This window comes from Rhizobacter sp. P1_G5, from assembly GCF_056405435.1.
This window is the reverse complement of the sequence record NZ_JBFUCB010000020.1, coordinates 1-24447: the sequence shown is the minus strand read 5'-3', so window position 1 is coordinate 24447 and position 24447 is coordinate 1. Positions and strand designations below refer to the sequence as shown.

Annotated in this window: 19 protein-coding genes and 1 tRNA gene; 8 read left to right on the top strand and 12 right to left on the bottom strand. The window is 69.7% G+C overall.

Annotated features, from left to right (window positions below; translation table 11 throughout):
* Positions 1 to 1144, top strand: a 1144-nt coding sequence (locus AC1D12_RS03015) for an EF-Tu/IF-2/RF-3 family GTPase (protein ID WP_477838787.1), incomplete at its 5' end; no start/stop codon positions are given.
* Here the strand turns inward: AC1D12_RS03015 and AC1D12_RS03010 are convergent.
* Positions 1141 to 1824 carry an NUDIX hydrolase gene (locus AC1D12_RS03010; protein WP_477824463.1) on the bottom strand — a complete coding sequence of 228 codons (684 nt, stop codon included), beginning with the start codon at positions 1822 to 1824 and terminating at the stop codon, positions 1141 to 1143. The two genes, AC1D12_RS03015 and AC1D12_RS03010, sit on opposite strands and share 4 nt — an antisense overlap.
* 96 nt (positions 1825 to 1920) lie before the next feature.
* Here AC1D12_RS03010 and AC1D12_RS03005 point away from each other — a divergent pair, with 96 nt between their 5' ends.
* Genes AC1D12_RS03005 through AC1D12_RS02985 form a run of 5 tightly spaced genes read left to right on the top strand, consistent with a single transcriptional unit; the run spans position 1921 to position 7696 of the window.
* The gene (locus tag AC1D12_RS03005; RefSeq protein WP_477824464.1) at positions 1921 to 2775 is read left to right on the top strand and encodes a cysteine hydrolase family protein; all 855 of its coding nucleotides are present in this window, start codon (positions 1921 to 1923) and stop codon (positions 2773 to 2775) included.
* Positions 2776 to 2810: 35 nt separating this feature from the next.
* Positions 2811 to 3998, top strand: coding sequence for a nicotinate phosphoribosyltransferase (gene pncB / locus AC1D12_RS03000; protein WP_477824465.1), 1188 nt, complete (start codon positions 2811 to 2813; stop codon positions 3996 to 3998).
* 10 nt (positions 3999 to 4008) lie between these two features.
* Positions 4009 to 5709 (top strand): NAD+ synthase, encoded by a 1701-nt coding sequence (locus tag AC1D12_RS02995; RefSeq protein ID WP_477824466.1) that lies wholly within the window; start codon positions 4009 to 4011, stop codon positions 5707 to 5709.
* Positions 5706 to 6797, top strand: a complete 1092-nt coding sequence (locus AC1D12_RS02990; RefSeq protein ID WP_477824467.1) for a bifunctional nicotinamide-nucleotide adenylyltransferase/Nudix hydroxylase — start codon at positions 5706 to 5708, stop codon at positions 6795 to 6797. Before AC1D12_RS02995 ends, AC1D12_RS02990 begins: the two co-directional genes overlap by 4 nt.
* A complete protein-coding gene (locus AC1D12_RS02985) occupies positions 6794 to 7696 on the top strand; it encodes an ADP-ribosylglycohydrolase family protein (RefSeq protein WP_477824468.1) in 903 nt (300 codons plus the stop codon). The genes AC1D12_RS02990 and AC1D12_RS02985 overlap by 4 nt, the downstream gene beginning before the upstream one ends.
* Positions 7697 to 7703: 7 nt before the next feature.
* Here AC1D12_RS02985 and rtcA read toward each other — a convergent pair whose 3' ends face one another.
* From rtcA to AC1D12_RS02960, 5 genes are all read right to left on the bottom strand, one after another.
* Complete coding sequence (rtcA, locus tag AC1D12_RS02980; RefSeq protein WP_477838785.1) at positions 7704 to 8747, bottom strand: RNA 3'-terminal phosphate cyclase; 1044 nt, start codon at positions 8745 to 8747, stop codon at positions 7704 to 7706.
* A 2-nt stretch (positions 8748 to 8749) separates the two neighbouring features.
* Entirely contained in the window at positions 8750 to 9142 is a 393-nt protein-coding gene (locus AC1D12_RS02975; RefSeq protein ID WP_477838783.1) for a zinc-ribbon domain containing protein, read from the bottom strand.
* Between the two features lie 11 nt (positions 9143 to 9153).
* A complete protein-coding gene (locus tag AC1D12_RS02970; protein ID WP_477838781.1) occupies positions 9154 to 10383 on the bottom strand; it encodes an RtcB family protein in 1230 nt (409 codons plus the stop codon).
* A gap of 10 nt (positions 10384 to 10393) precedes the next feature.
* On the bottom strand, positions 10394 to 11527 hold the full coding sequence (locus AC1D12_RS02965) for a slipin family protein (protein ID WP_477838789.1): 1134 nt from the start codon (positions 11525 to 11527) through the stop codon (positions 10394 to 10396).
* Positions 11528 to 11780: 253 nt separating this feature from the next.
* Positions 11781 to 11852, bottom strand: a tRNA-Glu gene (locus tag AC1D12_RS02960).
* A gap of 356 nt (positions 11853 to 12208) precedes the next feature.
* Here AC1D12_RS02960 and rtcR point away from each other — a divergent pair.
* Complete coding sequence (gene rtcR / locus AC1D12_RS02955; protein WP_477824472.1) at positions 12209 to 13807, top strand: RNA repair transcriptional activator RtcR; 1599 nt, start codon at positions 12209 to 12211, stop codon at positions 13805 to 13807.
* A gap of 326 nt (positions 13808 to 14133) precedes the next feature.
* Here the strand turns inward: rtcR and AC1D12_RS02950 are convergent, their stop codons facing one another.
* From AC1D12_RS02950 to AC1D12_RS02925, 6 genes are all read right to left on the bottom strand, one after another.
* Positions 14134 to 14316, bottom strand: a complete 183-nt coding sequence (locus AC1D12_RS02950; protein ID WP_477824473.1) for a hypothetical protein — start codon at positions 14314 to 14316, stop codon at positions 14134 to 14136.
* Positions 14317 to 14355: 39 nt separating this feature from the next.
* The gene (locus AC1D12_RS02945; protein ID WP_477838779.1) at positions 14356 to 17973 is read right to left on the bottom strand and encodes an ABC transporter permease/M1 family aminopeptidase; all 3618 of its coding nucleotides are present in this window, start codon (positions 17971 to 17973) and stop codon (positions 14356 to 14358) included.
* The gene (locus AC1D12_RS02940) at positions 17970 to 18875 is read right to left on the bottom strand and encodes an ABC transporter ATP-binding protein (protein WP_047503747.1); all 906 of its coding nucleotides are present in this window, start codon (positions 18873 to 18875) and stop codon (positions 17970 to 17972) included. Before AC1D12_RS02940 ends, AC1D12_RS02945 begins: the two co-directional genes overlap by 4 nt.
* A 138-nt stretch (positions 18876 to 19013) precedes the next feature.
* Positions 19014 to 19928, bottom strand: coding sequence for an SMP-30/gluconolactonase/LRE family protein (locus tag AC1D12_RS02935; protein ID WP_477824475.1), 915 nt, complete (start codon positions 19926 to 19928; stop codon positions 19014 to 19016).
* Between the two features lie 56 nt (positions 19929 to 19984).
* The gene (locus AC1D12_RS02930) at positions 19985 to 22792 is read right to left on the bottom strand and encodes a DUF3857 domain-containing protein (protein ID WP_477838777.1); all 2808 of its coding nucleotides are present in this window, start codon (positions 22790 to 22792) and stop codon (positions 19985 to 19987) included.
* 96 nt (positions 22793 to 22888) lie between these two features.
* Positions 22889 to 23743: a LysR family transcriptional regulator gene (locus AC1D12_RS02925; protein WP_477838775.1), complete on the bottom strand. Its 855-nt coding sequence runs from the start codon at positions 23741 to 23743 to the stop codon at positions 22889 to 22891.
* Between the two features lie 104 nt (positions 23744 to 23847).
* Here AC1D12_RS02925 and AC1D12_RS02920 point away from each other — a divergent pair.
* Positions 23848 to 24447 (top strand): YbfB/YjiJ family MFS transporter (locus AC1D12_RS02920; protein ID WP_477838773.1); only part of this gene is annotated, 600 nt, incomplete at its 3' end.

The following is a 24447-nucleotide window of genomic DNA, read 5'->3' as shown; positions in this document are numbered from 1 at the left end:
GCTCGCGGCCCTCGCGTTCAAGGTCGTCTCCGACGACCACGGCGCGATGGTCTTCGTGCGCGTCTACCGCGGCCGCCTGCGGCCGGGCGACAGCGTGCTCAATGCGAGCACCGGCCGCACCGAGCGCGTGGCGCGCCTGTATGAAGTGCATGCCGACAAGCATGTGGAAGTCCCGGCCCTGCAGGCGGGAGACATCGGTGCGCTCGTGGGCCTGAAGGACACGACGACCGGCCACACGCTCGCCGACAAGCGCCACCCGGTCGTGCTGGAGAGCATCTCGATCCCGGAACCGGTGATCCACGTCGCGGTGGAGCCGCGCACGCAGGCCGACCAGCAGCAGCTCGGCAAGGCGCTGGGCGCGCTCGCGAAGGAAGACCCGAGCCTGCGCATCCGCCAGGACGCCGAATCCGGCCAGACCATCCTGTCCGGCATGGGCGAGCTGCAGCTCGAGGTGACGCTGGAGAAGCTGCGCACGCGCCATCACGTCGAGGTCACGGTGGGCCGGCCGCAGGTCGCCTACCGCGAGACGGTCGCGCGCACGGTCGAGGTCAGCCACCTGCACAAGAAGCAGAGCGGCGGCCCCGGGCAGTTCGCCGGTGTCACGCTGCGCATCGCGCCACTGGCGCGCGGCGAGGGCTTGCGCTTCGTCAACCAGGTGACGGGCGGCGCGATCCCGCGCGAGTTCATCCCGGGCGTCGAGTCCGGCGTGAAGCGCGCGGCAGAGACCGGCGTGCTGGCGGGCTACCCGGTGGTCGACCTCGAGGTGACGCTGCTCGACGGCAGCTTCCACGAGCGCGACTCGTCGGTGCTGGCGTTCGAGCTGGCGGCGGCCGCGGCCTTCCGCGACGGCGTCGCGCGTGCAGCGCCGGTGGTGCTCGAGCCGGTGATGGCGGTGGAAGTCGTCACGCCGGCCGACTACCTCGGCGACAGCATCGGCGATCTGCACCGCCGGCGCGGCCACGTGCGCGCCCAGCATCCGCGCGGCAACGCGACGGCGCTGGAGGCGCATGTGCCGCTGAAGGAGATGTTCGGCTACATCGGCAGCCTGCGGGCGCTGTCGTCAGGCCGGGCGCAGTACTCGATGCACTTCGACCACTACGCCGAAGTGCCGCCGACGCTGCAGGCGGAGCTTCTAGCGGCCTAAGAGCCGAGCCCTCGCTCCAGCAGCGAGAGCGTGCGCCGGAACTCCCGGCGCACGCGGTACAGCTGGGCCGGCCGGTTGGCCCGGCCCAGCTCCAGCTCGCCGTCGATCGGCTCCAGCATCGCCAGCTCGTCCATCTTGCGGCGAAAGCTCACCTTGTTGACCGGTTCGCCGAGCACCGCCTCGTACACCGACTGCAGCTGCGGCAGCGTGAAGCGCTCGCCGCACAGGTGCACCGGCAGCGACGAGTAGTGGCTCTTCACCCGCACCCGCGACACCGCCAGCTCGACGATGCGCCGGTGATCGAAGGGCAGCGCCGGCAGGCGGTCGGCCGGCATCAATCGCAGCTGCGCCGCATCGACGGGCAGCAGTTGCCGCGGCACCAGCGCGTAATAGGCCACCGAGATCGACCAGCCGCGCGGATCGCGGGCCGGGCCGGACAGGGTCGCGAGCTGCTCCAGGTACGGGCTCGCGATGCCGGTCTTGTCGCGCAACACGCGCACCGCGGCGTCCTCGGCGTCCCGGTCTTCCTGCTGGTGCACATAGCCGCCCGGCAGCGCCGGCATGCCGAGGAACGGCTCGCGGTCGCGCAGGTGCAGCACCACGTGCAAGGCACCGTCGTGCAGCGTCAGCAGCACGACATCGACAGTGCAGATGATGGGCGGGAAGGTGTCTACAGCCATGCCGCGATGTTAGGGCCGCCCCCTCTTTACCTTAGTTAGTTGCAATGTTGATCTAACTCATCTAGAGTACGGTCACGTTCAAGACGAAAGCCTGCGATGAAACCGCGAACCCAGCTCCTGATCATCGACCCGCAGAACGACTTCTGCGACCTCCCCGCCGCCTGGCGCCCGGCCGATCCGCTGACCGGCACGGCGCTCGCGCCGGCGCTGCCGGTGGCCGGCGCCCACGCCGACATGCAGCGCCTGGCCGGCTTCATCCGCCAGGCCGGCGATGCGATCACCGGCATCACCGTGACGCTCGACTCCCACCACCACGTCGACATCGCCCACCCGACCTTCTGGCAGCAGCGCGACGGCAGCGCGGTCGGCCCGTTCACGCCGATCACGGCGCGCGAGGTGCGCGACGGCGCGTTCCGCCCGCGCGACGCCGCAGCGCTGTCCCGCACGCTGGCCTACCTCGACGAGCTGGAGGCACGCGGCCGCTACACGCTGATGGTCTGGCCGGTGCACTGCGAGATCGGCAGCTGGGGCCACGGCATCCACGCCGACGTGCGTGCCGCCTGCAACGCCTGGGAAGAGCGCCGGCTGGCCCAGGTGGAGATGGTCACGAAGGGCGAGAACCCGTGGACCGAGCACTACAGCGCGGTGCAGGCCGAGGTGCCGGATGCCGGCGACCCCGACACGCAGCTCAACCAGGCGCTGATCGACCGCCTGGACCAGGCCGACCTGCTGCTGATCGCCGGCGAGGCCGGCAGCCACTGCGTGAAGGCCACCACCGAGCACGTCGTCGACCACCTGCCCGGCGGCCGGCTGGAACGCGTCGTGCTGCTGACCGACTGCATCAGCCCGGTCGGCGGCTTCGAGGCGCAGCAGCAAGGGTTTCTCGATGCGATGCGCGCCCGCGGTGTTCAACTTGCGAGCAGCGGCGAGATCCTCCGCCAATTCACCTGACAGACCTGACACCTTCGCCTGACCAGAAAGCCCCCATGCCCCCTGTGATCCACAGCCTGCTGGAGACCGATCTCTACAAGTTCACGATGTGGCAGACCATGCTGCATTGGCACCCGCAGACGCAGGCAGAGTACAGCTTCGTCTGCCGCAACGTGCCGGCGTACCCGCTGGCCGAGCTGCTGGCCGACGTGAACCGCGAGCTCGACCACCTGTGCTCGCTGCGCTTCGCCGAAGACGAACTCGCCTACCTGGGTGCATTGCGCTTCATCAAGTCGGACTTCGTCGACTTCCTGCGCATCTTCCAGTTCCAGCGCGTCTTCATCACCGCGCGGGCCGCCGGCGAYACGCTGGAGATCATCGCGAAGGGCCCGCAGGTGCACGTGATGGCCTTCGAGATCTTCGTGCTGGCGATCGTCAACGAGCTGTACTTCCGCCGCTTCGACGCCGGCCCGGCGCTCGCCGCCGGCCGCGAGCGGCTGCAGGCCAAGATCGCGGTGCTGCGCGCCTTCGGCAGCGAGCCGCCGCGCCGCAACCCGTTCGAGTTCTTCGACTTCGGCGTGCGCCGGCGCTACAGCGGTGCCTGGCAGCGCGAGGTGGTCGCGACGCTGAAGGACGCCCTGCCCCAGTATTTCCGCGGCAGCTCCAACGTGCTGCTCGCGAAGGAGCTCGGCCTGGTGCCGATCGGCACGATGGCGCACGAGTACCTGCAGACCTTCCAGGCGCTCGGCGTGCGGCTGCGCGATTCGCAGAAGGCCGCGCTCGAGGAATGGGTGCAGGAGTACCGCGGCGACCTCGGCGTCGCGCTGACCGACGTGGTCGGCATGGACGCCTTCCTCGCCGACTTCGACCTCTACTTCGCGAAGCTGTTCGACGGGCTGCGCCACGACTCCGGCGACCCGGTCGCGTGGGGCGAGAAGGCGCTGGCCCATTACGCGAAGCTGCGCATCGACCCGCACACCAAGCGGCTGGTGTTCTCCGACGGCCTGACCATCGAGCGGGCGCTCGAGCTCTACCGCCACTTCGCCGACCGAACGCAGACCGGCTTCGGCATCGGCACCAGCCTGTCGAACGACGTGGGCCTGACGCCGCTGAACATCGTGATGAAGCTGACCCGCTGCAACGGCCAGCCGGTGGCCAAGCTGTCCGACAGCCCGGGCAAGACGCTGTGCGACGACCAGACCTTCCTCGCCTACCTGAAGCAGGTCTTCAACGTCCCCGCCTGAAGGAACGCGCATGCTGAAGATCACCATCGCCCAGCTGAACCCGACCATCGGCGACATCGCCGGCAACGTCGCGAAGATGGTCGCCGCGGCGCGTGAGGCGAACACGCAAGGCGCCGAGCTGGTCGTCTTCACCGAACTCGGCCTGACCGGCTACTACCCGGCCGACCTGCTCGAGGAACCCGGCTTCCTGCAGCGCGTCGACGCCGGCCTCGACGCCCTGCTGCAGGCCTCGCGCGAGCTGCCCGGCCTGCACTGGGTGGTCGGTGCGCCGCTGCGCCGCGACGGCCCCGGCAAGCGGCTGCACAACATGCTGCTGGTGCTGCATGGCGGCACGATCGTGCTGCGCTACGCGAAGCAGCTGCTGCCCACCTACAACATCTTCGACGAGCGCCGCCACTTCGAGCCCGGCCCCGATGTCGCCAAGGTACTGCGCATCGGCGACACGCAGGTCGGCATGATGATCTGCGAGGACGGCTGGAACGATGTCGCCGACGACTACGCGGTGAACCCGTTCGAACGCATGCGCGACGCCGCGCCCGACCTGGTCGTCTCGATCAACGCGAGCCCGTCCGAGATCGGCAAGCGCGAGCAGCGCCACCAGATCTTCGGCGACGCGAGCCGCCGCCACCGACTGCCGATCCTCTACGTCAACCAGATCGGCGGCCACGACCAGCTGGTGTTCGACGGCGCGTCGTTCGCGACCGAGGCCGACGGCCGCGTGGTCTACGAGGCCCATCGCTTCGTCGAGGACGTGACGACGCTGCGCTTCGCACACGGCCGCTTCCTGACGCTCGCCGGCGACACGCCACCGCCGGTACCGGCGGCCGGCCTGCCGACGATGGCGTTCTACCAGGCGCAGATCGTGCTCGGCCTCACCGACTACGCGCGGCGCTGCGGTTTCAAGCAAGCCGTGGTCGGCTCGTCGGGCGGCATCGACAGCGCGTTGACGCTGGCACTCGCCGCGCAGGCGTTCGGTCCGCAGAACGTCAGCGCGGTGACGATGCCCTCGCACTACTCGTCGGCCGGCTCGGTGGACGACTCGGTCACGCTGTGCCACAACCTCGGCATCGAGCTCTTCACGCACCCGATCGCCGAGCTGGTCGACGGCTACGGCGCGCAGTTCGAGCGCAGTTTCGGCAAGCCGCTGCGAGGCCTGTCGCACGAGAACCTGCAGGCGCGCATCCGCGGCACCGCGCTGATGGCCTACTCGAACAGCTTCGGCCACCTGCTGCTGACCACCGGCAACAAATCGGAGATCTCGGTCGGCTACTGCACGCTGTACGGCGACACCAACGGCGGCCTCGGGCTGATCGGCGACCTCTACAAGACGGAGGTGTTCGCGCTGTCGCGCCACGTCAACGAGGCCGCCGGCCGCGAGCTGATCCCGACCGCCATCATCGACAAGCCGCCGTCGGCCGAGCTCGCGCCGGGCCAGAAGGACACCGACAGCCTGCCGCCGTACGAGGTGCTGGACGAGGTGCTGAAGCTGCTGATCGAAGGCGATCGGCTTGCGCCGCGCGAGCGCGCCCAGTCGGCCGCCTTCGTCGCGCAGCTGCAGCGCAGCGACGAGGGCCGTGCGCTGGTCGAGCGGGTGCGGCGCATGATCGCCCGCAACGAATACAAGCGGCGCCAGGCGCCCCCCATCATCCGCGTCCGCCCCCGTGCCTTCGGCAGCGGACGGCAGATGCCCATCGCAGCGCACATCCCATGAGAACCGTCCCGTCCCACCCAACCGCCGCGCAGGGCCTGCACCACGACACGGCCGTCTACATCGGCCGCTTCCAGCCGTTCCACAACGGGCACCTGGCGCTGCTGAACCAGGCGCTGGCGATCGCGCCGCGGGTCGTCGTCGTGATCGGCTCGGCCCACCAGGCACGCTCGCCGAAGAACCCGTTCACCTGGGAGGAGCGCGCCGAGATGATCCGGCTCGCGCTGCCGGAGGACGAGCGCAGCCGCATCGAGTTCCTGCCGGTGCGCGACTACTACGACGAGACGCGCTGGCTGAAGGCGGTGCACGAGGGCGTGCAGGCGCAGATCGCGAAGCGGGCCGATCCGCGGCTCGGCTCGATCGGGCTGGTCGGCCACTTCAAGGACGCCACCAGCGAGTACCTGCAGGGCTTCCCGGGCTGGCGGCTGCACAGCGTCGCGCGCATCGCCGCGGCCGACGGCACCGCGCTGCGCGATGCGTTCTTCGCCTGCGCGGCCGACGATGTCGACGCGACGCTCGCGGCGCTGGTCGGCCAGGCCCCGTCGACCACGCTCGGCTTCCTGCGCGCCTGGTCGCGCCTGCCGCTGTTCGAGGCACTGGCCGCCGAGTGGCGCATGCTGAAGGCCTACCGGGCTTCGTGGTCCGCCGCGCCCTACCCGCCGGTGTTCGTCACCGTCGATTCGATCGTGCAATGCGCCGGCCACGTGCTGCTGGTGCGCCGCGGCCAGGCGCCGGGCAAGGGCCTGTACGCGGTGCCGGGCGGCTTCATCGAGCAGCGCGAGACCGCCTACCAGTCGGCGCTGCGCGAGTTGCGCGAAGAGACCCAGCTGCACCTGCTCGACGCCAGCATGCGCCAGTGCCTGCGCGCAACCGCGGTGTTCGACCACCCGGACCGCAGCCAGCGCGGCCGCACGATCACGCATGCCCACCACTTCGACCTCGGCGGGCGCGAGCTGCCCGAGGTGGTGGCCGGCGACGACGCGGCCGCAGCGCTGTGGACGCCGATCGGCGAACTGCCCGCGCTCGAGGACCAGTTCCTCGACGATCACTTCCACATGCTGGATCACTTCCTGGGGCTGACACCGCGATGAGGCAGGAAGCCGCCCTGCTCGATCGCTACCGCGGCTGCCTGCTCGGGCTGGCCTGCGGCGACGCGGTCGGCACCACGCTGGAGTTCCGCCGCCGCGGCAGCTTCGAGCCGATCACCGACATGGTCGGCGGCGGTCCGTTCGGGCTGAAGGCCGGCGAATGGACCGACGACACCTCGATGGCGCTGTGCCTCGCGACCAGCCTGGTCGAATGCCGCGGCTTCGATGCCGAGGACCAGATGAACCGCTACGTGAACTGGTGGCACCACGGCTACCTGAGCGCGACCGGCAGCTGCTTCGACATCGGCATCACCGTCTCGGGCGCGCTGCAGCGCTACCTGGTAACGCGCAACCCGATGGCCGGCTCCACCGACCCGATGAGCGCCGGCAACGGCTCGCTGATGCGGCTCGCGCCGGCGGTGCTGTTCGGCCACCCGGACCAGCAGGCCGCGATCGACCTGGCGCGCCGCAGCTCGGCCACCACGCATGCGGCGACCGAGGCGCTGGAATGCTGCGCGCTGTTCGCCGAGTTGCTGTGCCACGCGCTCGACGGCCACCCGAAGGACGCGATCCTCGCGAACCGGCTGGCCAGGCCGACGATGCCGAAGGTGCAGGCGATCGCCGCCCGCGAGTACCTGCACAAGCGCGAATCGCAGGTCACCGGCTCGGGTTATTGCGTCGCATCTCTGGAGGCCGCGCTGTGGTGCTTCGCGCAGACCGACAGCTTCGAGGCGGCGGTGCTGCGCGCCGCCAACCTCGGCGACGATGCCGACACCACGGCAGCCATCGTCGGCCAGCTCGCCGGCGCGCACTACGGCAAGGCCGGCATCCCGGCGCGCTGGCTGGTGCGGCTGCACCAGCGGCTCGAGATCGAGGCGCTGGCCGACGCGCTGCGGGGCTGACCCGGCGTCACGCGCCGAGCGGCGTGACCGTGACGCACCAGTGGCCCTCCTGCCCCTGCGTCATGATGCGCAGCGGCAGGAAGCGCTCGATCACCGCGAAGTTCGTCCGCGCGTGTTCCGTCAGCTCGGTGCAGCTGAAGCGCGCCGGCCGGCCGCTGCGCCACACCGCCAGCGCAAGCGGCAGCACCCATTGATCGGCCAGGTGAGGGCCGAGAGCGCCGCTGCCGGCCTGGTACGCGCGCAGCTCCGCGGCGAGCGACAGCGCGACATCCTCGGCACTGCGGCCACGCTCGCCGAAACTGATCACCAGCTCGGTGACGTGCTCGTGCGCGAGCGTCGCCATCAGCGCGTTGCCCGGGCCCTCGTTCTGGCGCAGCACCGGCACCTGCAACGCGTCATCGGGCCAGCCGAACTCGCGCTGCAGGATCGCGAGCTCGCGCGACGCCACGCTGCGCGGCACCGCCGCCGCCAGGGCTTCCGCATGGGCAGCGATCAACGCGCCGCGCTCCACCAGGTCGTACGGCAGCAGCCCCCCCAGCGCCGGCAGGATCTCGGCGACGAACTCGCCGCCGCCGGCCGGAAAGAAGCCGTGGCGGCGCAACTGCAGCCGGCTGCCGGCGCCCAGGCGCTGCAGCAGCGGCGCATAGCAGCGCTCGATGAAGTGGAACGGCGGCGCCATCGGGTTGTGCGTGCCGCCGGTGAGCGTCAACCGACTGGTGCCGCTCGCCAACATCAGCGCCGGCCAGACGGTCTGCAGGACGAGCGTCGCGCTGCCGGCCGTGCCGACGCTGAAGACATGGTCGCCGGCGCACACCGCGCCGGGCTCGAAGACCAGCGACATCGAGCCGGCTTCGGCGCCCTGCACCCGCGCGCCGCTGACGGCCTGCGCCGCCTGCACGCAGGCAAGGTGCTGGCGCATCAGGCCCGGCTTGGGCCGGCGCGCGCGGATGTTCTGGAGGGCAACGCCCCGGCCGGTGCACATCGCGAGCGCCAGTGCGCTGCGCAGGATCTGGCCGCCACCCTCCCCGGTGGCGCCGTCGAGTTCGATCATGTTCATTTCCTGTTGGCCATCGCTTCCTGCTTTTGCGCCAGCCCGGCCTGCGCAACGATTCGAGCCGCTTCGACGCGCGCCTGTTCGATGCGCCGGCAAGGCCGGCAGCGAACGGCCTGGCTGTAGATGTTGCCCTTCGCGATCTCGTACCACCACTTCTGCTGCTTGGCCGTCCACACCTCGGCCCGGTTGCAATCTCGGCAACTGAACGCGCGGTCGACATAGAACAGCGGAAGCTGGCCGTACGTGTTGTTGTGAAGCAGTTGCTGCGGATCGGCGGCAACCGCCCCCACGGGAAGGACCCGCACCGGCGTGAAGCAATCGATGTTGCTGCGCGCCGCGCGCTGGATGCGCCGCGCCTTGATCTCGGCGCGGCGCTGCTTTCCGCTCTTCATCACTCCTCCCCTCACCCCTTCACGCACACCACCTGCTTCAGCGTGTGCACGACCTCCACGAGGTCCTTCTGTGCTTCCATCACCGCGTCGATGTCCTTGTAGGCCATCGGGATCTCGTCGATGACGTCCGCGTCCTTGCGGCACTCGACGCCTTCGGTCGCCTTCGCATGGTCGGCCACGCTGAACAGCTTCTTCGCCTTCGTGCGGCTCATCACGCGGCCGGCACCGTGGCTGCAGCTCTCGAAGCTCTCCGGGTTGCCCAGGCCGCGCACGATGAAGCTGCGCGCACCCATGCTGCCCGGAATGATCCCCAGCTGGCCGCGCTTCGCGCTGACCGCCCCCTTGCGGGTGACGAACACGTCCTCGCCGAAGTGGCGTTCCTGCTGCACATAGTTGTGGTGGCAGTTGACGGCCTCGACGTGCGTCTCGAACGGCTTCGCGATCACCTGGCGCACGGTGGCGATCAGGTTGGTCATCATCACCTCGCGGTTGCGCGCCGCGAACTTCTGCGCCCAGCCGACGCCGCGCACGTAGTCGCCGAAGTACTGCGCACCTTCCTCGAAGTACGCCAGGTCCTGGTCGGGCAGGTTGCGCTGGTGCTGTTCGGCATCCTTCTTGGCCAGCTCGATGAAGTGCGTGCCGATCGCGTTGCCGACACCGCGCGAGCCCGAGTGCAGCATGAACCACACGGCGCCCTCCCCGTCGAGGCAGACCTCGATGAAGTGGTTGCCGCCACCCAGCGTCCCCAGGTGCTTGCGGTTGTTGGTGTTCTTCAGGCGCGGGTGCAGCTCGCACAAGGCATCGAACTCGTCGACGAGCGTCGCCCACACCTGGTCGACGGTCTCGGGCGGGTTCTCCCAGCTGCCCTGGTCGCGGCCACGGTGGCGCGGCGTCGAGCCGTGCGGCACCGAGCGCTCGATCGCCGAACGCAGCGGGCCCAGGTTGTCCGGCAGGTCTTCGGCGCGCAGCGTGGTCTTGCAGGCCATCATCCCGCAGCCGATGTCGACGCCGACCGCGGCCGGGATGATCGCGCGCAGCGTCGGGATCACCGAGCCGACGGTCGCGCCGATGCCCAGGTGCACATCGGGCATCGCCGCGACGTGCTTGAAGACGATCGGCAGGCGCGCCGCGTTCGCGAGCTGCTTCTTCGCCTCGGCCTCGACGGGCACGCCGCGGGTCCACATCTTGACGGGCACGCCGCCTTCGATGGTTTCGGTGTCGTAGTTCTTCATGGTTTCCATTTCGTTTCCTCTAGGCCAGCTTCACCAGCCCGTTCAGCACGCCTTCCAATCCGCCGAACACCGAGATCTTGTCGATCCGTTCGGCCACGCGCTCCAGCGTCTCCAGCTCCTTCAGGCGCAGCGCGGTGGGGTTGTCCTCCATCACCTTGGCCGTGTTGAGCAACGAGCGGCTGGCCGCCGTTTCCTCGCGGCGCCGGATCACGTTGGCTTCCGCCGCCTTCTGCGCCTCGACCACCTGCGACAGGATGGTCTTCATCTCGCCGGGCAGCACGATGTCCTTCACGCCGACACTCTCCAGCGCCAGGCCGTAGTCCGCGAGCTTGGCACGCGCATGGCCGGTCACGACCTCGTCGATCACCGCCTTGTTCTCCAGCAACTCGTCGAGGCTGCGGGTTCCCACCGCGGCGCGCAGGCCGAACTGCAGTTCTCGGTACAGGTGCTCGGCGGGCTTCTGCAGTTGCGTGTACGCCTTCAGCACGTCGGTGATCCGGTAGGTGGCCGCCAGGTTCAGGCGCAGGCTGACCTTGTCACGCGTCAGGATGTCCTGGCCGCTCACGTCGACCGCCTGCAGGCGCAGGTCCACCAGGTCGACCGAGACCGTGCGGTTGAACTTCCAGAACGCGTACGAACCCGCACCGAGCACGCGATCGACCTTGCCGTCGATCCACAGGATGCCGGCCGAGAACTCGTTCACCTGAACCTGCAACACGCCGGCCAGGCCGGACACGCCGCGGCTGCGCGCCTGCGTCTGCACCAGGCGAGCCGTCAGCACAGGCGACAGCTCGGCACCGGCCGCCAGGTCTACGACGTCCACCGTGACATCCACCAGGCCCTTCCAGTACAGGCGGCGCGTGGTGGGCGCGAGCACTTCGACCAGCACGCCGTTGTCGCTGCGCAGGCCCACCTGCGTCTCCGACAGCTCGACCTTGACGAACTCGGCCGCGACCACCTCGGGCTCCTTGGCCATCAGGTAGTCGGCCAGGCCGTGCGTGAACGCAGGCTGGTCGAGCGCGAAGGTCTCGACGCGCAGGCGGTCCAGCCCCTTGAACACCCAGTGCCGGCCGGGCGCCAGCACGCGCTCGAAATCGCCGTTGCGCAGCAGCAGGCCACGTTCGCTCTTCTTCACCATCACACGTTCGAACATCAACATCTTCTTCTCCTCGTTCTTCTCATCGAATAGGTGCCGTTACAGCAGCGTCGGCGGACGGGGATCGCACCGACCGCTGGCCTTGCAACGCTCGACACGACCGCGGCCGTGGCGAGGGGTGCAGGCAAGGGCCGACCGGTTTCCCAGTGCGGGCCGCCGCTGCTGACGGAATCGTTCCGGACTCGCCGGCTGTCTTCCGCGTTCGGCATGGGTCTTTCGACCCGGCACAACCATGGCCTTTCGGCCAGCTTTCCTGGCGGGAGTCGAACCCGCGACGGACTCGTTGAAAACGAGTTGCTCTACCAAGCTGAGCTACAGATGGTGGGCAGCCCGGGACTCGAACCCGGCGCGACTTGCGTGCGTTCACCTGACTGCCCTCACACCCGACGTTCCCGAAGCGCGGTACGCAGGACACCGACAGGGCTGTCACACCCCGGATCCCCTGCGCCAGCGGGGCAGGCCTTCGCCTCAACCCCTGGCCATTGCACTCTTCGTTTGCGTCAGGACAGCACTTCCATTGCAGCGCTCGTGCCAGCGTGTTGCCTTGGGCTCTCGCCTCCTCGCAAGTGCTTGTCGCACAAGGAGTTTCTTCAAGTATCCCGGCCCGATTGGATCGGGATGCTTGAACCAGAACAGCCAGAATCTAGAATCATCGCTAGCCTCTTAGCAATTCAGCACATGAAGCACACCGTCGTCATCGGCTTCCTCGGCACCCAGCTCGATGCCGGCCAAGGTGCCGGCCGCTGGGAGAAGTGGCGCCCGACGGTCTCGCTGGTCCAGCAGCCCGACGTCGTCGTGCACCGCATCGAGCTGATCCACACGCCGCGCCACCTCGGCCTCGCGCAGCAGGTGCAGCGCGACATCGCCTCGGTCTCGCCCGAGACGCTGGTCAACCTGATCCCGATGGACGTGGCCGACCCCTGGGACTTCGGCGAGATGTACGGCGCGCTCTACGACTGGGTGCGCGCCTACCCCTTCGACACCGAGCGCGAGCAGTACCGCGCCCACATCACCACCGGCACGCACGTCGCGCAGATCTGCATGTTCCTGATGATCGAGTCGCGCTTCATCCCCGGTGTGCTGCTGCAGACCGCGCCGCCGAAGAAGCAGACGCACGACAACCCCGGCAGCCTGACGCTGATCGACCTCGACCTGTCGCGCTACGACGGGCTCGCCAAGCGCTTCCACCAGGCACAGCAGGACGCGGTCGACTTCCTGAAGGACGGCATCGCGACCCGCAACCGCGCCTTCAACGCGCTGATCGACGAGATCGAGCGCGTGGCCGTGCGCTCGCGCGCGCCGATCCTGCTGACCGGGCCGACCGGCGCCGGCAAGTCGCACCTCGCGCGGCGCATGTTCGAGCTGAAGAAGTCGCGCCACCAGGTGAGCGGCGAGTTCGTCGAGGTCAACTGCGCGACGCTGCACGGCGACGGCGCCGCCTCCACGCTGTTCGGCCACCGCAAGGGCGCGTTCACCGGCGCGGCTGCCGAGCGCGCCGGCCTGCTGCGCAGCGCGCATGGCGGCGTGCTGTTCCTGGACGAGATCGGAGAGCTGGGCCTGGACGAGCAGGCGATGCTGCTGAAGGCGGTGGAGGAGAAGCGCTTCTACCCGATGGGCAGCGACCGCGAGGTGGCGAGCGACTTCCAGCTGATGGTCGGCACCAACCGCGACCTGCGCATCGACGTGGCCGAGGGCCGCTTCCGCGAAGACCTGTACGCCCGCATCAACCTGTGGAGCTACGTGCTGCCGGGCCTCGCGCAGCGGCCGGAAGACATCGAGCCGAACGTCGAGCACCTGCTCGCACGCGTGGCCGCCGAGAACGGCCGCGCGGTGCGCTTCAACGCCGAGGCCCGGTTGCAGTACCTGCGCTTCGCCCAGTCGCCCGAGGCGCTGTGGCGCGGCAACTTCCGCGACCTGTCGGCCAGCATCACGCGGCTGGCGACGCTGGCCGACGGCGGGCGCATCTCGTCGGCGCTGGTCGATGCCGAGCTGCAGCGGCTGCGCTGGCTGTGGCAGCACCACGCGGGCGATGCGCCGGCGCACGATGCCGTCGACCTCGATGCCCTGCTGGGCGATGCCGCGCAGGCACTCGACCTGTTCGACCGGCTGCAGCTGCAGGCCGTCGTGCAGCTGTGCCGCCGCTCGCGCACCCTGTCGGAGGCGGGGCGTCAGCTGTTCGACGTCTCGCGCCGGCAGCGCAGCGTCGTCAACGACGCCGACCGGCTGCGCAAGTACCTCGCGAAACACGGCCTCACCTGGGAGCGGGTGACAGCCTGATGCCGCGGCGGGGGAGTCGAACCCCCTGGCCCTGGCCGCGCGGCATCGCGCCGCGCGGTATGTCGTTCAGGGCAGGGACCGCAGCATCCACTGCACTTCGGCTGTGTCCAAGCGCGAGCATCCCGTCGGAAGTGGTGTCTCGCTGCACGGGGTCCGGGTCCGGACCGCGCACATCCCGCGCCGCCAACACCATTTCGTGCGGTCGCGGAGGGCAAGGGCACACCCGAAGTGGAGCGGGTGGTGCATTCAAAACCAGGCTCGAAAAGCAGAAAGGCCCGGATCCATCGCGGAATCCGGGCCTCTGTGAACAGAGTCGAAGGGTGGGCCTACGCCCTGCCTTCTCCCGGATGCCGTCGATCGTTGCCGTAACCCTTGCCTGCCCCCATGCCCATCGCCACGCAGAAGCACTCGCCCGATGCGCGGGCGGCTTGCTGCAGGTGACGGGGAAGGTGGCGGCTGATCACGGTGGCGTCCTCGGATTCGTTGATTCGTTGCGCTTTTTCAAGCAAGGCGCGGATCGTAAAAACTCTTTACCGGTTCGTCAAGCATTACTTCACGGCTTGCTTCAACTCGACCTTCACGAGGTTGTCCTCCGAGATCCGGTCGATGCGCTTGTTGTACGGGTCGACCCCGGCGAAGGCCGGCGCCTTGTCGACCACCAGCGTGATCGACTGCTTGCCGCTGCGCACCGGCCGGCGCTCGAAATGCAGCACCGAGTCCGCGCCGAAGCCCTCCTTGCCCGGCTCGGCGCTGAAGATGCCGATGTCCACCGGCTCGTCGAGCGGGGCCTCGGTCTCCTGGCCCTTGCCGTCGGCGTAGAGCTTGCGCGCCTCGACCTCCAGCACCAGGTCGTAGCGGCCGTCGGCGCGCTTCGTCGCGGTCGCGGCGGTCGCCTTCAGGTCAAGCAGCGTGATCTTCTCGAACAGGTCGGTGATCAGCGCATCGTGCTGCGGCCCGGCCTCGGCACGCAGGATGCGCAGGAAGTCGCGGCTGTTCGGGTACGGCGCGGCCTTGAAAGCGTACGCCTTCAGCAGCTTCGCGAGCGCCCGGTTCAGCACCGCCTCGCCGACCACCTCCTTCAGCCAGTACATCGCGAGCGAGCCCTTCTGGTAGTGGATGTAGCCCTGGTTCTCGACGCGCGCGAGCGGCAGCTCCTCCACCACCTCGCCGCCGCGCTGGCGCAGGTAGCGGTCGAGCTCATACTTCAGGAAGCGGCGGATCTGGTCGCGCCCGTACATCTTCTCCATCACCAGCAGCGCCGAGTACTGCGCGAAGCTCTCGACCAGCAGCTCGCCGCCCTGCTGCGAGCTCGGCACCAGCTGGTGGCCCCACCACTGGTGGCCGATCTCGTGCGCCGTCACATAGGTCACCACGTCGATCTTCTGCGGGTCGGTCAGCCGCGAGATGAAGCCGATGTTCTCCGAGTACGGGATCGTGTTGGCGAACGACTGCGCGAAGTCGGCGTACGACGGGAACTCCAGGATGCGCGCCTGGCGGAACTGGTACGGCGAGAACTTCTCGCTGAAGAGCTCGAGCGACAGCTTCATCGCCTGCATCATCCGGTCGGTGTTGAACTCGTGCCCGGGCTGGTGGTAGACCGCCAGGTCGACCTCCTTCCAGCGGTCGCGCAGCACCGCATAGCGTGCCGACTGGATCGAGAAGAAGTGGTTGATCGGCGCGTCCGGCTTGAAGTGCGCGGTGCGCCGCCCGTTCGCCGTCGTGTCGCTGACGGTGTAGCCCGGTGCGATCGGGGTCTGGTCGGCGTCGGTCGTCACGGTGATGTCGGCGTCGACCCAGTCGCTGTCCTTGCGGAAGCCGTTGTCGGCCCGTGCCGATTCATCCTCCAGCGTCGGCGGGCGCAGGTCCGGCGGCAGGCCGTGCTTGCGGCGCTTCGCGCGGTCGGTCAGCAGCCCGTTGCGCGACATGCCGATCGCCGGCGTGATCTCGGCGTTGTTGACGAAGCTGCCGTTGGCAACCAGCCGCGTCAGCGGCTGTGCGTTCGGGAAACCGCGCTCTTCCAGCGTCATCGCGAAGCGCAGCACCCGCGTCTCGTCCGGCTGCATCGCCGGCTCGAGCTTGTAGATGCGGTAGTGCTCCTTCGCCCACTCGCGCTGCAGCGTCGCACCGGGCAGCTCCACACGGTCGAGCGTCGTGCGCTCGGGCCACAGCAGGTGCAGCGTGTCGACCGGCGCGCCGGTGCGGTTGCGCAGCACGTAGCTGCCGGTCGTCACCGCACGTGCCTCGCGCGGGTACAGCTGCACATCGAGCGTGACGGCAGTGATGCGCGGCTGCGGCAGCTTCTCGAACGGCAGGAAGTCGCGCTCGTACTGGGCCAGCTGCGCGTCGCGCTGAGGCTGCGTCACGTAGGCGTTCAGCACGTTGGTGTTGTAGTAGATCCAGCCGCCGCTCGCGATCCACACCACGAGCCCGAGCGCCAGCAGCGCGCCGGCCCCGCCATGCAGGTGGTGGCCCATGTGGGCCAGGCGCGGGCGCAGCGCCAGGTTCGCGCCGCGTCGCCACAGCGCGTGCGACAGCACCGCCAGCACCAGTGCGAACCCACCCCAGTAGACCTCGAACCAGGCCTGCGCGATCCAGAAGCGCCCCAGGCCGTTCATGTCCGACAGCGGTACCCGCGGCGTGCCGCCGTAGTTGTAGAGGTTGTGCTCGAAGCCCGCCGCCGACAACGCGACCGACGCGACGATGTAGAGCAGCATCACGCCCCAGCCGATGAACTTCTGCGGCACCAGCACCTGCACGAACACCGCGAGCACCGCCAGCAGCAGCGCACCGACGGTCATCGGCAGCACGAACCACAGCAGGTAGGCCACCGGCTCGAAGCGGGTGTAGCCCTTCAAGGCCTGCACCAGCATGCCGGTCAGCACCGCGACCAGCGCACTGGCCGCGAGCACCAGCGCGATCGCGACGATCTTCGGCAGCAGGTGCGCCCAGTCGGGTGCGGCGGTCGCGTCGACGATCTCGTGCATGCGACGCTCGCGGTCGCGCCACACAAGCTCGCCCGCATAGAAGATCGCGATGATGATCGGCATCAGCGTGAACGCACCGTCCAGCGTCTGCACCATCAGGCGCGTGACCGGCCAGGAGCCGCTGCCGTACCACTCGCCGCTGAACCACAGCGAGCCACCGGCGTTCAGCACGCCGATGCCGAGCAGCACGAAGAACGCCGGGCTGCGGAACACGAAGGCCATGTCGAAGCGGGCCAGGCGCCACAGCTGGGCGCGGCGCGTCGGGGCATCGGCGCGCGCGGCAGGCAGCGCGCCGATTGCGGTCGGCCTTGCGGTTTGTTCGGCGGCGTCCTTCGACTTCTTCGGTGCCCTCTTCGGCGTCTTCCCCACCGGCGCACGCTCCTCGAAGCGGAACAGCCGGCAGGTCAGCGCGAACACCGCGAGCGCGATGCCGGACCACAGCAGCCGGTTCGCGAGCATCGGCCCGGTCATCGCCGGCAGCAGCGTGTTGCGCTCGGCGGCCGTCCAGTACTTGGTGACGATGCTGAGCGCCGACAGGCCGAACGGGTCGAGCAGCGCTGCGATGCTGTCGTACTGCGGGTTGCGCAGCAGCCCGCGCATCACGAAGTACAGCACCAGCATCCCGACCGCGCAGACGTAGGTCCACATCATCGAGCGCGTCGCGGTGGCGGCCGCGAAGAACACCGCCGACACGATCAGCAGCGTCGGCAACCCGAATGCGAACAGCGCGTACAGGTAGTGCGCGAGGTGGAACGCGCCGACCTTCTCGGCGTCGACCCACGGCATCGCGACGCCGACCAGGATGCCGAGCGGGATCGAGGCCAGCACCCCCAGCGCGACCCCGTTCGCGCCGAGGAAGCGGCCCACCAGGTACGCCCCCTTGCCGAGCAGCGTCGAGCGGATGATCGGCGCGAAGCCGGTCTCGTCGTCGCGGATCACGACGTTGGACACCATCGCGACGACGACGAACACCGCGAACAGGCTCATGATCGCGAGCGTCTGCAGGATCGCGAACGGCGAGTTCAGGTGCACGTTGCCGCGGCTGCCGATCTGGATCGTGTCGACCGTGACCGAGCCGAAGGTCAGCAGGAAGAACATCAGGCAGCCGACCCAGAACACCGGGCTCTTCAGCTGGTAGCGCGCCTCGAAGCGCGCGACGTGCATCAGCATGCTGCCGCTCATGCCGAGGCTCCTGCCGCCACCCCGGCCGATGCGCTGCGGTGCTGGTGCAGCGTCGAGAAATACACATCCTCCAGCCCCGCCTCCACCGGCGTGAAGCCCGGTGCCGGCGCGTCGTCGGCCAGCACGTGCACGACCGGCCGGCCGCCGCGCAGCCGGGTCGCGATCACGTCCATGCGGCTGCGCGCGTCGGCGAGCTCCTCCTTGGCGACCTCGCCCTGCCAGACGCGGCCGGCCATCTCGGCGATCAGCGCCTGCGGCGTTCCGGTGCGCACGATGCGCCCGCCGACCAGGATCGCCATCCGCGGGCACAGGTCGGTCACGTCGTCGACGATGTGCGTCGACAGGATCACGACCACGTTCTCGCCGATCTCGGCCAGCAGGTTGTTGAAGCGGTTGCGCTCCTCCGGGTCGAGGCCGGCAGTCGGCTCGTCGACGATGATCAGCCGCGGGTTCGCGATCAGCGCCTGCGCGATGCCGAAGCGCTGGCGCATGCCGCCGGAGAAGCCGGCGATCGCCTTCTTGCGCACGTCCCACAGGTTGACCTGCTGCAGCAGCGAATCGACCGTCTCGCGCCGCTCGCCGCGCCCGGCCACGCCCTTCAGCACGGCCAGGTGGTCGAGCATGTCCCAGGCCGACACGCGCGGGTAGACGCCGAAGTCCTGCGGCAGGTAGCCCAGCACCGCCCGCAGCCGCGCCGGTTCGGCCAGCACGTCGATGCCGTCGAACGCGATGCGCCCGGCGCTCGGCTGCTGCAGCGTCGCGAGGCAGCGCATCAGCGAGGACTTGCCGGCGCCGTTCGGCCCGAGCAGGCCGAACATGCCGCGCGGGATGTCGAGCGTCACGTCATCGAGGGCGCGGGTGCCGTTGGCATAGGTGTGCGACAGCTGGGCGATGGTCAGCATGCAGGATCTGCGTGGGGAGGTGGGGGAAACGAGGGACGAACGGGGGACTCTACGGACGGCGCGACGAAACGCCATCGCGGTGCGACAGGCCGCACGGCGGGGCGGACAGGCCGTGCAGCGGACGGATCAGAACGTCAGTCAGAACGTCTTGAGGCCGTTGACCGGCAGCAGCACCGACAGCAGCGAGCTGGTCGCGCACAGGAACAGCCGGTTGCGCTTCGGCCCGCCGAACACGACGTTGGCGACGCGCTCGGCCGTCTTCACCTTGCCGAGCAGCGTGCCGTCGGGCGCGAGGCAGTGCACGCCGTCGGCCGCGCCACACCACAGCCGGCCGGCCTCGTCGACGCGGAACCCGTCGAACAGCCCGGCGCTGCAGGTGGCGAACACCTCGCCGCCCGCGAGCCCGCCGCGCGCCGTGACGTCGAACACGCGGATGTGGCGCGGCCCGCCCGGCTGGTGCGTGGCGCCGCTGTCGACGATGTAGAGCTTCGATTCATCGGGCGAGAACGCGAGGCCGTTGGGCCGCACGAAGTCGTCGGCGACGCGCACGCACTCGCCGCTGCGCGGGTCGAGCCGGTAGACGTGGCAGCCGCCGGTCTCGCTTTCGCCGCGGTGGCCTTCGTAGTCCGAATCGATGCCGTAGGCCGGGTCGGTGAACCAGATGGAATCGTCCGACTTCACGACCAGGTCGTTCGGGCTGTTCAGCCGCCGGCCCTGCACCCGGTCGACCAGCGTCGTGACGCGGCCGTCGTGCTCGGTGCGGGCGACGCTGCGCGAGCCGTGCTCGCAGGTGACGAGCCGGCCCTGGCGGTCGAGCGTGTTGCCGTTCGCGAAGTTGGACGGTGCGCGGAACACGCTGACGCGGCCGTCGGTCTCGTCCCAGCGCAGCATCCGGTCGTTCGGGATGTCGCTCCACAGCAGGTAGCGCCCGGCCGGCACGTAGACCGGCCCCTCGGCCCAGCGCATGCCCTGGTGCAGCGTGTCGACGCGGGCGCTGGTGCGCACGCAGCTGCGGAATCGCTCGTCGAGGATCTCGAAGTCGGTCTCGGCCATGGTTTGCTCCGGTGTGTTCCCGACAGCGCCGGCTGCCGGCGCCCGACTTTAGGAGATCACGCCGGTTCAGCCAAGCGCAGGCGGGCGGCCTGGTCCTCGAAGAACTCCAGCACACCCTGGTCGACGCTCTTGCGCCAGTAGTCTCTCGCGCGGCTGCGCTTGCCCTCGGCCTCGTAGCGCTCGCCGATGTAGAAGTAGGCCTCGCACAGCGACTCCTCGGGCGACTTCGTGGCCCGTGCCGCGTCGATCAGCGCATCGGCCGAGAGCGAGCCCAGCGCGTAGTCCACCAGCGGCCGCGGCCAGTCGGTGGGCAGCTGGTCCGACGGATAGCGTGTTGCCAGCGCGGACGGGTCGCGCCCGGCCTGACGCATGGCCAGCGCCAACCACAGCACCGGGTAACCCCGTCGCACGACGGCCCGGTCGGCCAGCATCTCGTCGAGGTCGGCCTGCGCGGCATCGAAATCCTGCTGGAAGTAGCGGGCCATCGCCCGCACCCGCCGCGCCTCGGTGTCCCGTGGATCGCGCTCGAGCACGCTGCCGGTCAGCGCCACGGCGCGTGGCAGTTCGCGCAACGCGACCGCATTGACGGCCGCGGCGTTCTGCGTTTCGGCAACGTCCGGCGCCAGCTCGAGCGATCGCGCGAAGTCGCGTTTCGCGTCGGCCAGCCGGCCCAGGTGGTCGTACTGGATGCCGCGCGCCGTCAGCGCCTGGGCCTGCAGCGTCGGCGACAGGCGCTTCGCGGCCAGTTGCGCAGACAGCAGCGCGACGCGCCCGTGCGCTTCCGCCTGGATGCGCGTCTTCGCCTTCAACCGCTTGGTGCGCAGGCCGTCGTCCAGTCCTTGCAGATCGGCACGCAACTTGTCGAGGTCGGTGGGCGACAGCGGCGAGATCGACACCGTCGCCGCCAGCCTGGGCCACAGCTTGTTGAGTTTCTCCATGTAGCCCGGCCACGCCGCAGCCTCGATCTGGTCTGCCGACACGCGCARCACCGAGCGATAGTCCGCATGCTTGCGGTCGGCATCGAACGTGCCCTTCCACGTGAAATGGGCGTCGCCTTCGTTCACGATTTGCGTCACCGGCCGCGCCGTCACGTCGTCCGGGAAATCCAGCGTCACCGTGTGCCGGTAGGTGCCCGGGAGTGCGCCCGTATAGGCATCGCGCCGTGCCTCCGCCTTGGCAACCATCATCACGTCGGCGGTGGCCCAGTAGCCAATGTCGGCGACCAGCACGCGCTCGTCCGGGAAGCGCCAGAACTCCGGCACGCTGAAGCGCTGGACGAAGGTGACCGCATCGTCGACCTGCGAATCGACGACCTCCATCGAGCCCTGGCCCTTGGCCTTCGGGTACAGGCGCAGGTAGGGCGCGGCCAGTCGCGTCTGCAAGGCCTCGCGACCTTGCGTGGTGACGATATCCCGGAACGACTCGGCGAGGATCCCGCGGAACGTGATCCGCGATTCCAGCACCGGGTCGGTGTCGAAACGCTCGAAACGCAGGCTGTCCTCGACCACCTGGCGGTCCGTGTCCACCGCGTCCGGCAACGCGACCAGGGCAGTGGTCGAGCCGGTCAACGGCAGGCCGAGCCCGAAATCGACCGCCTGGCGGCCCTCCAGCGGTCCGGTCTGGCGGCTGCGCGTCGCGTCCAACCAGTAGGTCTTCCCTTCGAGCTCGACGCGGGCGATCACATGGTCGAAGGCCAGCGGGCCGGGCAGCATGCCCTCGACGCGCCCGCGCGCCGTCATCGACACCAACACCGGCGTTGCCGGAACGTCGAGCTTGCGCAGCAGCGCCACCAGCAGCGCGACCTTGTCCTTGCAGTCGCCGAAGCGTTGCTCGATCACCTTGTCGGGCGCGGCGGGCTGGTGCGAGCTGCTGCCGATCTCGGTGCCGAAGTAACGCACCTCCTGCTGCACGAAGCGCAGCGCGGCGCGCACCCGGTCGGCGGGCGCGGCCTCCTTGTCACGGATGTCCTGGATCACGGCGTCCACCCGTGCGCCGGCCGGCAGCGCCGCGAACAGCCCCTGGCCCCAGCGCGCCACCTCGGCCCAGTCGGCAAACTCGCTGGCCTGCCACAGCTGGGCTGCGGCCACGCTGAAGCCGGCGTTGGCATCGGGGCTGAAGCGCGGCACCGCGACACGGCGCCACACCGTCTCGCGCCGGCCGTTGCGCACCTGGGCCACGCTCGTCACGTCGGCCGGGCCGACTCGCACCTGCAGCGCCCGCTCGACCGGTGCGACCAGGCGCACCTGGTAGGCCTGCACCGGACCGCGCTGCGACGACAAGGCCTCGAGCGCGACGAACCTGCCGCCGAACACGGGGTTCGCACCCCGCACCGAGTAGGCGAAATCCACTTCATCACCGACCCGCACGTCGTCCAGCACGATCGACACCGTCACGCGCCCGTCGACCATGCGCCGCTCGAGCTGCGTCTCACGCTGCATCAGCTGGATGCGGCGGCGGTCCAGCTTGGCGATGCGTTTGCCGTTGCGCACCAGGTCGAGGTGATGCAGCGTGAAGGTCTGGTAGCTGGGGTCGAACTCGAGCTCGATCTGCGACGCGACGGACAGGCCGGCGTCGGTGTCGATGACGCGCACCACATGGTTGTAGTCCCAGATCGACTTGCCATCGGCGAGCAGTTGGCGGTCGATGACGCGGTAGTGCATCGAGCTGCGGTCGACCGAGGCCTGCGGCGCTTCGGCAGCGGGCACGACCCAGGCCGGGGCCGGCCCGGTGGCATAGCTGAAGCCGCCCGACGCGGCAGCACGCGTTGGTGCGGCAGCCTGGGCCTGCGTCTGGGCCAGGACCCCCGCCGACATGGCGAGGGTCAGCATGAGCGCGGCGAGGCGCCCGGTTTGAATCGGTTTCATACATCCTCCCGAGGGGCCGCGGCACTGTGCGTGCCGTCGGCGATGCAGCGATGTTATGCGGGGTGGCGGCCGGACGGGCTCGCACCGGCCCTGGATTCAGGCATTGCGCAACGAAACCTGCAGCGCCGCCAGCGCCGACGGCACCTCGCCGGCCCGCCACACCAGCGGCGTGACCCGCTCGCCATGCACCTTCGGCAGCGGATGCCACAGCACCGGCGGGCTGCGCAGCGTCGCGAGCACCGCCTGCGGCACCAGCGCGATGCCGGTGCCGGCCGCCACGCAGGCGACGATCGCATGGTACGAACTCAGTTCGAGGATGCGCATCGACGCGATGCGCCGGTCGCCGAGCCAGCGCATCAGCACGCGGCGGTAGGCGCAGCCGTCGGGGAAGCTGATCACCGAGTCGCCCTGCACGTCCTGCGCCCGCACGATCGGTGCGTGCGAGGCCGCCGAGATGATCCCCAGCCGCTCGCGGAACAGCGGCATCGTCGCGAGCGAGCGGTCGGCCGGCGCCTCGACGATGAAGGCAGCATCGATGCGGCGCGCCACCAGCGCCGCCAGCAGCGCATCGTTGGTGCCAGTGCTCAGCTCGACGCGCACCTCCGGGTAGCGCCGGTGGTAGGCGGCCAGCACCGCGGGCAGCCGGCTCGCAGTGGTGCTCTCGAGCGCGCCGATGCGCAGCACGCCGCTCGGGGCGCCGCCGACCACCGCCTGGCGTGCCTCGTCCGACAGGCTCAGCAGGCGATCCGCGTAGTCGAGCAGTACCTGCCCGCGCGGCGACAGGTGCAGGCGCTGCCGGTCGCGGTGGAACAGCTCGGCACCGAGCGAGGCCTCGAGCTGCTGGATGCGCGTCGTCACGCTGGACGGCACGCGGTGCAGCTTGCGCGCCGCCTTCAGGATGCCGCCTTCGTGCACCACCGTCCGGAAGATGGAGAGGGATTCGAGGTCCATGCCGCGATGCTGCCACGCCGGCGCCCGTCCTGTTCGCCTTTCCAGAACAAGTCGTTCGGAATAATTCAATATCGCGGAACAGGCGCGGTGACTAGCATGCAGGCATGCCGAACTCGACCTCCTCCCCCCGCAGCGCCGTCCATGCCGCGCTGGTCGGCGCGCTGTGCCTGGCCAGCGGGATGGGCATCGGCCGCTTCGCGTTCACGCCGCTGCTGCCGCTGATGCAGGACGCCGGGCTGTCGCTGCCGCACGGGGCGTGGCTCGCGAGCATCAACTATGCGGGCTACCTGGCCGGTGCGCTGCTGTGCGCGGCTTGGCCGCTGCCGGCCGGCGTGGTCGGGCGGGCCGGGCTGCTCGCCACCGCGCTGACCACGCTCGCGATGGGCCTGGGCGACGACTACCGCGCCTGGCTGCTGTGGCGCGGGCTGGCCGGGGTCGCGAGTGCGTGGGTGCTGGTCGGTGCGTCGTCCTGGGCACTGGCGGAACTGGCGCGCCGCCAGCGCAGCGCCTGGTCCGGCTGGGTCTTCGTCGGGGTCGGCAGCGGGATGATGCTGGCCGGCGGGCTGGGCCTGGTCGCCGGGGTGTGCGGCTGGTCGGCGGCCGCCGGCTGGCAGGTGCTGGGCGGGCTCGCGGCAGCGGTGGCGCTCGTCGCGTGGCGGCCGTTGGGCGATGCGGCCGGCCTGCCCGATGCGGCCGGCCTGCCC